The sequence below is a fragment of the Curtobacterium sp. MCBD17_028 genome (genome assembly GCF_003234875.1).
Classification (GTDB): Bacteria; Actinomycetota; Actinomycetes; order Actinomycetales; family Microbacteriaceae; genus Curtobacterium.
This window is the reverse complement of the sequence record NZ_QKTQ01000002.1, coordinates 353,548-364,502: the sequence shown is the minus strand read 5'-3', so window position 1 is coordinate 364,502 and position 10,955 is coordinate 353,548. Positions and strand designations below refer to the sequence as shown.

Below are 10,955 nucleotides of genomic sequence, written 5' to 3'. Positions count from 1 at the left end.
GCCGGAGCCGGGAGGCACGACCGGCGTCGTCCGGTTACGGCACCACCCCCACGACGAGCGTCCGCAGACCGACCGCGACCGTGTCGACGACCGCGCCGAGCGGGGCACGCGCCAGCCAGACGACGCCGAGTTCCACGAGCACGAACAGGACGTACCAGACCGCTGCGGGGAGCCGGTACTCGCTCGCGACGATGTGGAAGTCCGTCCGGACCGGAGCGCCGGTGGCGATCCAGCCGGCCACCCGCACGACCGACCGCACACCGTCGACGACGAACAGCGCGCCGATCGCAGCGACGACGAGCACGGTCCACTCCGAGGGACGCACCGCGACCCAGACGGCGACGGCCGCGAACCCGACGACGACCAGGACGCCGAAGGCGTTCCGGACGAACAGGACGGCGACCACGGCGGCGACGCCGAGGACGGCCGTCGTGAGCACGCGGTCGGCGTGGACGGACCCGATCACGAGCAGGGCCCCGGCCCAGAGCGGTGCCGAGTACCCGGCGTAGAGGTTGCCGAGCCGGACCGCCCACCGCACGGCGCGGGGGACGCGACCGAGGTCGACCCATGCCTCTCCCGAGCCGTCCGCGTGGAGGTCGATCCGGCGGATGCGGCCGCCGAACGGCACGACGACGACGCAGTGGCCGACCTCGTGCACGATGGTCGTGGCGATCCGGGCGACGCGTCCGACGGCGGGCACGAAGGGCAGCGCCGCCCCGACGAGCAGGGCGACCAGGAGCGCGGAGGACGGCACCGGGGGATCTTCGCGCACCCGGCCGATGTCGAGCCTGGGAACGCGGGGGGCGACCCCCGGCCGCCGCCGATCGGCGCTCCTGGTGGAGCCGCGGTGGCAGACGCCCGCCGGCATGGGGGACGTCCGCTCGGCGACCACGGCGCCGACGCGGAGTAGACGAGACGGGTGACGACGACCTCCCGATCCGACGCCGGCGACCAGGACACCGAGCGCGACCGGCAGCGGTGGCACGCGTTCGCGGTGTGCATCGCGGTCGCCGGGATCACGATCATCGACCTGTCGACGGTGAACGTCGCGCTGCCGTCGATCCAGCGGTCGCTCGGCGCGTCGAACTCGGAGCTGCAGCTCATCGTCGCCGGCTACGCACTGGCGTTCGGCCTGGCGCTCGTCCCGGCCGGGCGCCTCGGTGACCTCCGGAGCCGCCGGCTCATGTTCGTGGTCGGCCTGATCGCGTTCACGACCGCCAGCCTGTTGTGCGCGATCGCCCCGTCCATCCAGGTGCTCGTCGTCACGCGGATCCTGCAGGGCTTCGCCGCGGGGACGCAGATGCCCCAGGTGATCGGCCTGGTGCAGCAGCTGTTCCGTGGGGAGGAGCGCGGGCGCGCGTTCGGCATCTTCGGCGCGATGGTGGGCATCTCGACCGCGCTCGGTCCGACGATCGGCGGCGCGCTCATCGCCCTCGGCGGCGAACAGACCGGATGGCGCTACATCTTCTGGCTCAACGTCCCGTACGGCCTCGCGGCCCTGTACTTCGCGGTCCGCCTGCTGCCCCGGAAGCGCCAGGACCCGTCACGCGACCGCGAGCTCGACCTCGTCGGGATCGTCCTGCTCGGGGTCGCGGTCGTCACGCTCATGTTGCCGTTCGTGCTCACCTCGGGCACGGGCGACTCGCCCCTGCGGTGGCTCGCACTCGTCGGCACCGCGGTGTCCGGGGCCCTGTTCGTCTGGTGGGAGCGGCACTACGCGCACACGGGACGGTCCCCGGTCGTGCACTTCGACCTGTTCCGGCTGTCGTCCTACCGGAACGGCCTGCTCATCGCCGCGGTGTACTTCGCGGCGCTGCCGGCGACGTTCCTCATGGTGACCCTCTACCTGCAGGAGGGCCTGCACCTCGAGCCGCTGTTCGCCGGCATGGTGAGCATCCCGTTCGCCGCCACGGCCGCCGCGGGCGCGTGGTTCGGCGGTCGCCTCGTCAACCGCATCGGCAGGGCGCTCGTCGTCTGGGGGCTCTGCGCGGTGGTCGTCGGGTTCGTGGCGCTGCTCGTCGCCGCGACCACGACCCCCGCGTCGGTCACGCCATGGGCGATGGCGGGTGCGTTCCTCATCGGTGGCGCGGGCGGTGGCCTCGTCGTGTCGCCGAACCAGACCCTGACGCTCGCGCAGGTCCCCGTCGAGCATTCCGGTGTCGCGGGGTCGATGCAGCAGCTCGGCCAGCGCGTGGGCACGGCGATCGGCACGGCCGTCGCCACGAGCGTCTTCTACGGGATCGTGCGGAGCGAGGACCGGAAGGCGGGGGACCTCACGGCGTACCACGACGCGTTCCGCGCAGGCACGGCGTTCACCGTGGGACTCGTCGTGCTCGTGCTCGCGCTCGCGATCGTCGACCTCGTGTCGCGGAAGAAGCGCGGCGAGGAGACGCCCGTGCCGCAGGAGGCCTGAGACGTCGCCGGGTCGTCGCGCCTACCCGCGGATGGTGCGCACGACCGCGTCGTGCAGGAGCCCGTTCGTCGCGAGGGCGGTGCCGTGCCACGGGCCGGGCTCGCCGTCGAGCGACGTGAACCGCCCACCCGCCTCCTCGACCACGGGGACGATCGCCGCAATGTCCCACGGCTTCAGGTCGCCCTCGCCCGCGACGTCGAGGGTGCCCTCGGCGACCATCATGTAGGCCCAGGCCTCGCCGTAGGCACGGGTCCGCCAGACGGACCGGGACAACCGCAGGAGGCCGTCGAGCCGCCCGGCCTCGTCCCAGTCCTGGAGGCTCTGGTAGCTCACCGAGGCGTCCGCCAGCTCCGCCACTCCCGACACGCGCAGGGGACCCTCCAACGAGGAGGCCCCGAGTCCCGTCGCCCCCCACCACCGCTTGCCCATCGCGGGGGCGGACACGACGCCGACCCGGGGGACGCCGTCGACGGCCAGGGCGATGAGCGTCGCCCACACGGGCACGCCGCGCAGGTAGTTCGCCGTGCCGTCGATCGGGTCGATCACCCACTGCCGGTGTCCGGAACTCCTCGCGGTGGTCCCTGCGGCGGCGGTCGACTCCTCGCCGAGGAACGTGTCGTCGGGACGCTCGGCCGCGATCCGCTCGCGGAGGGCCGCCTCGACCGCCTGGTCGGCGTCGGTCACGTGCGTGCGGTCGGCCTTGACGTCGACGTGCAGGTCGGCCGCCCGGAAACGGGCGAGGCTGATCGCGTCCGCCGTGTCGGCCAGGGAACGGGCGAACGCGAGGTCGGCGGCGAGGTCCACGCGCAGAGCCTACCGAGCACCGACGGTGCACCTGGCCCGGCCGTCCTTCCCCGCGAGATCGCGCCCGGTGCCGCTCGCAGACCGGTCGGAGCGGCAACGACTGCGATGGCGGCGGAAGGAGGGGAGAGGGGCAGGTCAGTCCGCGCCCGGGTCCAGCTCGCCCATGCCCGTGAGCAGCGCGCGGAACGAGTCGAGCCGCTCGATGCCCGTCGGGCCGAGCTCGCCGTCCTGGACCCGGTCGACGATCTCCCAGTCGTGCGCCTGGTCGAGCGGTATGCCGTCGGCGGGCTCGCGGACCGGCACCGCGTGCGCGGCGAACGCGCGGAACACGTTCTCGGGCTGCACGTGCCCGAGGCCGAACGACCGCACGCCGGGGGTGTCGATGATCCAGCCGCCGCCGTGCACCGGCAGCGCGATCGAGGACGACGACGTGTGGCGCCCGCGTCCGGTGACCGCGTTCACGACGCCGGTCGCCCGGGAGGCCCCGGTCAGGGCGTTCACGAGCGTGGACTTGCCGACGCCCGAGTGTCCGACCGTCACCGTCACCTGGTCACGGAGCACGGCCGCGAACGCGTCGAACGGCACGTCACCCGCGGCGCTCGTGACGACGCGCAGGTCGAGGCACGCGAAGTGCGCGAGGAACGGCTCCGGGTCGGCGAGGTCGGTCTTCGTGATGCAGAGCACCGGGTCGAGCCCGGCGTCGAAGGCGGCCACGAGGTACCGGTCGACGAGCCGGGGCCGGGGCTCGGGGTCGGCCGCGGCGATGACGATGAGCATCTGGTCCGCGTTCGCGACGATGACGCGTTCGACGTCGTCCGTGTCGTCCGCGCTGCGGCGGAGGAACGTCGAGCGGTCCGCGACCTTCACGATGCGGGCGAGGGAGCCCTCGTCGCCGCTCACGTCGCCGACGAGCGACACGTGGTCACCGGTCACGACGGCCTTCTTGCCGAGCTCGCGCGCCTTCGTGGCGGTGATCACCCGGGCCTGGCCGGACTCGGCGTCGAGGGGACCGCCCCCGACGAGCACGCCGAACCGTCCGCGGTCGACGTTCGTCACCCAGCCGGGCGTGGCGTCCTCGTGGGTGGGGCGCTGCTTGGTGCGCGGACGACTGCCCTTCGGGTTCGGCCGCACCCGCACCGCGGACTCGTCGTACTGCCCGTACGGTTCGTCGAGGTCGTCGTCGTCCCCGCCGTCGAACCAGCTCATGCGCCCGACGTCGCCACGAGCGTGTCCCACAGCTCCGGGAACTGCGGCAGGGTCTTCGCGGTGGACCCGATGTCGTCGACCGCGACGCCGTCGACGACCAGACCGATGATCGCGCCCGCGGTCGCCATCCGGTGGTCCTCGTACGCGCCCCACGCCCCCCCGTGCAGCGGACGGGGCTCGATCCGGAGGCCGTCGTCGAGTTCCGTCACCGCGCCTCCGAGACCGACGACGTCGGCGGCGAGTGCGGCGAGCCGATCGGTCTCGTGTCCGCGCAGGTGCCCGATGCCGGTGACCGTCGACGGGCCCTCGGCGAGGGCCGCGAGCGCGACGAGCGCGGGCGCGAGCTCGCCGCCACGCGACAGGTCGAGGTCGACGCCGGGCAGCGACGCCCCGCCACGGACACCGACGCCGCCGTCGACGACGAGGTCCGCGCCGTCGCGCGAGACGGTCGCGCCCCAGTGCGGCAGGAGGGTCTCGAGGTCCGCGCCCACCTGGGTGGTGGCGGTCGGCCAGGTCCGGATGCGGACGGTCCCTCCGGCGACGAGCGCGGCCACCGCGAACGGTGCCGCGTTCGACAGGTCCGGCTCGATCGTGACGTCGCGGGCGGCGATCGGACCCGGGTGCACGTGCCAGACGCCCGTGTCGGGTTCGTCGACGACGACCCCACGGTCGCGGAGCGCCGCGACGGTCATCGCGATGTGCGGCATGCTCGGCAGCCGTTCCCCGCGGTGCCGGAGCAGCAGGCCCTCGTCGAAGCGGGGCGCCGACAGCAGGAGGCCCGACACGAACTGGCTCGAACGGCTCGCGTCGATCGTCAGCTCGCCACCGCGCACACGGCCCGTCCCGGTGAACGCGAACGGCAGGCTGCCCCCGCCGTCGTCGGTGACGTCCACACCGAGCGCGACGAGCGACGCGATGGTGGTGTCCATGGGGCGCCGGCGCGCGGACTCGTCACCGTCGAACACCACTGGACCGTCGGCGAGCGCGGCCAGGGGCGGGAGGAACCGCATCACGGTGCCGGCGAGGCCGCAGTCGACCCGGACGTCGCCGTGCAGCGGCGCGGGGGTCACGCGGAGGTCCGGGCCGTACGGGCCGGCCCCACCCGCCGGGTCGATCCGGACACCGAGCGCGCGGAGGGCGTCGACCATGAGCGCCGAGTCCCGCGAGTGCAGGGGGAGCCGGATCGTGGACGGACCGTCGGCGAGGGCCGCGAGCACGAGCTCGCGGTTCGTCAGGGACTTCGACCCGGGCAGGGCGACGTCGCCGTGGAGGGGACCGCGCGCCACGGGCGCCGGCCAGTCGTCACCGGCGGGGACAGAGCGGGAATCAACGGGAGCCTGCATCGGTTCCCCAGGATAGCGATGCGCGTGCCCCGCCTGCCTGGCGAGGTGCGTGCCGGACAGGAGGACCATGGCCACCGCGCTGACAACGGAGCGTCCACGGGTGCGGACGTTCCCGTCCGCGTCGACGTCGCTGATCGGGGACCTCGACGACGACCGCCGACTACGATGGCGGGCGATGACGAGCCAGGACGACGCGACGAACCCCGACGGTCCGCTCGGACGACCCCCGGTCGACGAGACGGAGGAGCAGCTCGACGCCGTCGAGGAGGAGTCCCTCGCGCTCGCCGAGACGGACGGTGCGGACGCGGTCACGACCCCCGACGCGCAGGAGCTCCGCCGGCTGTTCGAGGAGCAGGCGTTGCCGTTCATGGACCAGCTGTACGGCGCGGCGATGCGGATGACACGGAACCCGGCCGACGCGTCGGACCTCGTGCAGGAGACCTTCGTCAAGGCGTTCGCGGCGTTCCGGTCGTTCCGGCAGGGCACGAACCTCAAGGCCTGGCTGTACCGGATCCTGACGAACACGTTCATCAACAGCTACCGGAAGAACCAGCGGAACCCCTACCAGGGCACCATCGACGAGCTCGAGGACTGGCAGCTCGGCGGGGCGGAGAGCGTCACGCAGAGCATCTCGTCGCGCTCGGCCGAGGCCGACGCGATCGACCACCTGCCGTCGTCCGCGGTCAAGGACGCCCTGCAGGCGATCCCCGAGGACTTCCGGATGGCGGTCTACTTCGCCGACGTCGAGGGGTTCTCCTACCAGGAGATCGCCGACATCATGAAGACCCCGGTGGGCACGGTCATGAGCCGGCTCCACCGCGGCCGGCGCCTGCTCCGCGGGCTCCTGGCCGACCACGCACGAGAGACCGGTGTGGTGCCCGACGCAGCGTCGACGGAGACGATGCGCCCGCGGACCCGCACCACGAAGACGCCCGCCACGACGGGCCGGAGCACGGGGAGGAACGGACGATGAGCGGCTGCGACTGCTCGAAGGCCAAGGCGGAGCTCGAGGAGTTCCTGCACGACGAGCTCGAGCGCGACGACCTCGCGGACATCCGCGAGCACATGGCCGGCTGCGAGGACTGCTCGAGCGAGCACCGCGTCGGCGTGGTGCTCATGACGGCCGTGCAGCGCGCCTGCAAGGAGACCGCCCCGGAGGACCTGCGGACCCAGGTCATCGCCGCGCTGCGCGAGGCGCAGGCGACCCACTGACCCGACCGGGAGGCCCGCTCGCCGTCCGCCTCGTCGGCGGCGGTGCGGGGGGCCTCCCGGCCGGTCGGGGTCGGCGCCCGATCAGATGGTGAGCGCGCGGTCGATGACCTCGGCCGCCTCGCTCGCGGAGCGCTTCGACGACCCCGTCGCCGGAGCCGCGCTGGCGGGACGTGACGACACCGAGAGCGGACGGCCGTCGAGGTGGCGCGACAGCGCCATGCAGACGAACGGCCAGGCGCCCTGGTTCTCCGGCTCCTCCTGCGCCCAGACGAGGTCCGCCTGCGGGTAGGAGCGGAGGGTCGCGAGGATCTGGTCGAGCGGGAGCGGCGCGAGCTGCTCGAGTCGGACGAGTGCGACGTCCTCGACCCCGCGCTTGGCGACCTCGGCAGCGAGGTCGTGGTGGATCTTGCCCGAGTGGAGCACGACCCGCCGTACGGCCTGGCGATCGGCGATCCGCTGGTCGTCGATCACCTCGCGGAACCCGCCGGTGGTGAACTCCTCGACCGCGCTCGTCGCCTGCCGCATGCGGAGCATCGCCTTCGGCGTGAACACCACGAGCGGCTTCTGCGGACGCGCGTGGGCCTGCCGACGGAGCAGGTGGAAGTACGACGCCGGGGTCGACGGCCGCGCCACGACCATGTTGTCCTCGGCGCAGAGCTGCAGGTAGCGCTCGATCCGAGCCGAGGAGTGGTCCGGCCCCTGGCCCTCGTAGCCGTGGGGGAGGAGCAGCACGAGCCCGGACCGCTGGCCCCACTTCTGCTCGGCCGACGAGATGAACTCGTCGATCACCGTCTGCGCCCCGTTGGCGAAGTCGCCGAACTGGGCCTCCCACATGACGAGGGCCTCGGGCCGCTCCACGGAGTAGCCGTACTCGAACGCCATGGCCGCGTACTCACTGAGCGGCGAGTCGTAGATGTACAGCCGGCCCTGGTCCTCGGTGAGGTTCGCGAGGGGGAGCCACTCCTGGCCGTTGACGCGGTCGTGGAACACCGCCTGGCGCTGCACGAAGGTGCCTCGCCGGGTGTCCTGACCGGTGAGCCGGACCGGCTTGCCCTCGACGAGGAGGGACCCGATCGCGGCGAGCTCCGCGAACGCCCAGTCGATGCCGCCGCTGCGCGACATGTCGACGCGCTTGGTGAGCAGCTGCTGGAGCTTCGGGTGGACCGTGAACCCCGCCGGGTGGTTGTCGTGCGCGTCGCCGACGAGTCGGAGGACGTCCGCGCTCACCGCCGTCTCGTGCACCTCGTGCTCCGAGTCGTCGCGCTGCGCGGAGGGCCGTTCGAGGCCCTGCACCGCGCCGCCGTCCGCGGGGACGACCGGGATCGACCCCGTCTGTGCCTCGTGGGTCTCGGCGAACGCACGCTCGAGGCGGTCCTGGAAGTCCCGGTGCGCCTGGTCGTACTCGTCCTGCGTGATGTCGCCGCGACCGACGAGGGCGTCGGTGTACAGCGTGCGGACCGAGCGCTTCGCCTCGATGAGGTTGTACATGAGCGGCTGCGTCATCGACGGGTCGTCGCCCTCGTTGTGGCCGCGGCGGCGGTACGAGACGAGGTCGATGACGACGTCGCGGTGGAACTGCTGCCGGTACGCGAACGCGATCTCGGCGACGCGTGCCACGGCCTCCGGGTCGTCCCCGTTCACGTGGAAGACCGGCGCCTGGATCGTCTTGGCGACGTCGGTCGAGTACACCGACGACCGCGACGCGCTCGGCGACGTCGTGAACCCGACCTGGTTGTTCACCACGACGTGGACGGTGCCACCCGTGCGGTAGCCCCGCAACTGCGACAGCTGCAGGGTCTCGACGACCACGCCCTGTCCGGCCATCGCCGCGTCGCCGTGGACGAGCACCGGCAGGACACCGAAGGTGCCGATCGGGGTCCGGTCCTGCTTGCCGCGGACGATGCCCTCGAGCACGCCGTCGACGGCCTCGAGGTGCGACGGGTTCGCGGCGATGGTCACCGGGATCGCGGTGCCCTCAGCCGAGCGGAACACGCCCTCCGTCCCGACGTGGTACTTGACGTCGCCGGAGCCCTGGCCCGCGACGGCGCCGGGCAGCTGTGTCCCCTCGAACTCGCGGAAGATCTGCCCGTAGGTCTTGCCCGCGATGTTCGTGAGCACGTTGAGCCGACCACGGTGCGCCATGCCGATCGCGACCTCGTCGAGACCCTCGCGCGCGGACTCCTGGATGAGCGTGTCGAGGAACGCGATCATCGACTCGCTGCCCTCGAGGCTGAACCGCTTCTGGCCGACGTACTTCGTCTGCAGGAACGTCTCGAACGCCTCGGCCTCGTTGAGCTTGCCGAGGATCCGCAGCTGCTCGTCCTTGCCCGGCTTGGCGTACGGCACCTCGACGTGGTCCTGCATCCACCGGCGCTGGGCCGGGTCCTGGATGTGCATGTACTCCACGCCGATCGTGCGGCAGTACGAGTCGCGGAGGATCCCGAGGATGTCCCGGAGCGGCGCGCTCGTGGTGCCGGCGAGGCCACCCGTGACGAACTCGCGGTCGAGGTCCCAGAACGTCAGCCCGTGGTTCTCGATCTCGAGGTCCGGGTGGGTCCGCTGCTGGTACTCGAGCGGGTCGATGTCCGCCATGAGGTGTCCGCGCACCCGGAAGCTGTTGATGAGCTCCTGCACGCGGGCGGTCTTGTTGACCCGCGACGACAGGTCGACGTTGATGTCGTTCGCCCAGCGGATCGGCTTGTACGGGATCCGGAGCGCCGCGAAGATGCCCTCGTAGAAGCCGCGCTCGCCGATGAGCAGCTCGTGGACCGTCTTGAGGAACTCCCCGGACCCGGCGCCCTGGATGACGCGGTGGTCGTAGGTGCTCGTCAGCGTGATCGTCTTGCCGACCCCGAGCTCGACCAGGGTCTTCGGCGCGGACCCCTGGAACTGCGCCGGGTACTCGAGGGCACCGGCGCCGATGATCGACCCCTGCCCCTTCATGAGCCGCGGCACGGAGTGCACCGTGCCGATGCCGCCCGGGTTCGTCAGCGAGATCGTCGTGCCGGCGAAGTCCTCGGCCGTGAGCTTGTTCGCCCGCGCGCGCTTGACGAGGTCCTCGTACGCCGCGATGAACTGCGAGAACGTCAGGGTCTCGGCGCGCTTGATGCTCGGGACGAGCAGCGCACGGGTGCCGTCGGACTTCGGGACGTCGATGGCGATGCCGAGGCCGACGTGTGCCGGGGTCACGACGACGGGCTTGCCGTCCTGCTCGTCGTGGTAGACGTTCTGGCTCGGGAACTCCTGGATCGCCTTGACGAGCGCCCAGCCGATGAGGTGCGTGAAGGACACCTTGCCGCCGCGCGTCCGCCGCAGGTGGTTGTTGATGACGATGCGGTTGTCGATCATGAGCTTCGCGGGGATCGTCCGCACGCTCGTCGCGGTCGGCACCTGGAGCGAGGCCTCCATGTTCGCGGCGAGGGTCTTCGCCATGCCCCGCAGCGGCGTCCGGACGTCCTCGTGGGTCTCCTCGTGGTCGTCCCGCTCGTCGCTCGGATCGGCCGGGATCGGGGCCGGGGTCGGCTGCTTCGACGTCGTCCGTGCCGGCATCTGCGTCGAGGAGGTACGCGGGGCGCCGCCGTCCGCGGCGCGCGCGGGCTGCGCGACCGGCGCGGCCGGCTCGACGGGACCCGCCGGGTCGGGAGCTGACCCGGCAGCCGGGGACGGGCCTCCCGGGCGGTCGTCGGACGCGCCCGCGTCGCTCACCTGCGTCCGGTGGTAGCTCTCGAGGACCGGCCACCAGGACCGGTCCACGGCGTCCCTGTCGACCAGGAACTGCTCGTAGAGCTCGTCCACCAGCCACTCGTTCGCGCCGAATTCGCCTGCGGTCTCGTCCGATGTCCCCGTCAGATGGCTCGACACAGCCGATCGCCCACTCTCCGTCGATTGATGCTGGTGCCGGTCGCACACACACGACCCGTGCACCGTGCGGGCAGCATCGCCCGCGCCCGTCAAGCCTAACCCGCCTGCGGGCCGCC

General features: G+C 72.4%; 8 protein-coding genes. 3 read left to right on the top strand and 5 right to left on the bottom strand.

What is annotated here, in order from left to right:
* Positions 1-34: 34 nt before the first annotated feature.
* The gene (locus DEI86_RS04010) at positions 35-754 is read right to left on the bottom strand and encodes a M50 family metallopeptidase (RefSeq protein ID WP_181439688.1); all 720 of its coding nucleotides are present in this window, start codon (positions 752-754) and stop codon (positions 35-37) included.
* A gap of 165 nt (positions 755-919) precedes the next feature.
* Here DEI86_RS04010 and DEI86_RS04005 point away from each other — a divergent pair, with 165 nt between their 5' ends.
* Positions 920-2,413: an MFS transporter gene (locus DEI86_RS04005; RefSeq protein ID WP_111027165.1), complete on the top strand. Its 1,494-nt coding sequence runs from the start codon at positions 920-922 to the stop codon at positions 2,411-2,413.
* 21 nt (positions 2,414-2,434) lie between these two features.
* Here the strand turns inward: DEI86_RS04005 and DEI86_RS04000 are convergent, their stop codons facing one another.
* The 3 genes from DEI86_RS04000 to aroA form a co-directional block, all read right to left on the bottom strand.
* Positions 2,435-3,217 carry an inositol monophosphatase family protein gene (locus DEI86_RS04000; protein ID WP_111048856.1) on the bottom strand — a complete coding sequence of 261 codons (783 nt, stop codon included), beginning with the start codon at positions 3,215-3,217 and terminating at the stop codon, positions 2,435-2,437.
* 135 nt (positions 3,218-3,352) lie between these two features.
* On the bottom strand, positions 3,353-4,423 hold the full coding sequence (rsgA, locus tag DEI86_RS03995) for a ribosome small subunit-dependent GTPase A (RefSeq protein WP_111009254.1): 1,071 nt from the start codon (positions 4,421-4,423) through the stop codon (positions 3,353-3,355).
* Positions 4,420-5,766, bottom strand: coding sequence for a 3-phosphoshikimate 1-carboxyvinyltransferase (gene aroA / locus DEI86_RS03990; RefSeq protein WP_111048901.1), 1,347 nt, complete (start codon positions 5,764-5,766; stop codon positions 4,420-4,422). The genes rsgA and aroA overlap by 4 nt, the downstream gene beginning before the upstream one ends.
* Before the next feature lie 67 nt (positions 5,767-5,833).
* Between aroA and DEI86_RS03985 the strand changes: the two genes are divergently transcribed.
* On the top strand, positions 5,834-6,739 hold the full coding sequence (locus DEI86_RS03985) for a sigma-70 family RNA polymerase sigma factor (RefSeq protein WP_284158401.1): 906 nt from the start codon (positions 5,834-5,836) through the stop codon (positions 6,737-6,739).
* On the top strand, positions 6,736-6,978 hold the full coding sequence (locus DEI86_RS03980; protein ID WP_111009253.1) for a zf-HC2 domain-containing protein: 243 nt from the start codon (positions 6,736-6,738) through the stop codon (positions 6,976-6,978). Before DEI86_RS03985 ends, DEI86_RS03980 begins: the two co-directional genes overlap by 4 nt.
* Positions 6,979-7,059: 81 nt before the next feature.
* Here DEI86_RS03980 and DEI86_RS03975 read toward each other — a convergent pair whose 3' ends face one another.
* Entirely contained in the window at positions 7,060-10,839 is a 3,780-nt protein-coding gene (locus DEI86_RS03975) for a multifunctional oxoglutarate decarboxylase/oxoglutarate dehydrogenase thiamine pyrophosphate-binding subunit/dihydrolipoyllysine-residue succinyltransferase subunit (protein ID WP_111048855.1), read from the bottom strand.
* Positions 10,840-10,955 lie beyond the last annotated feature (116 nt).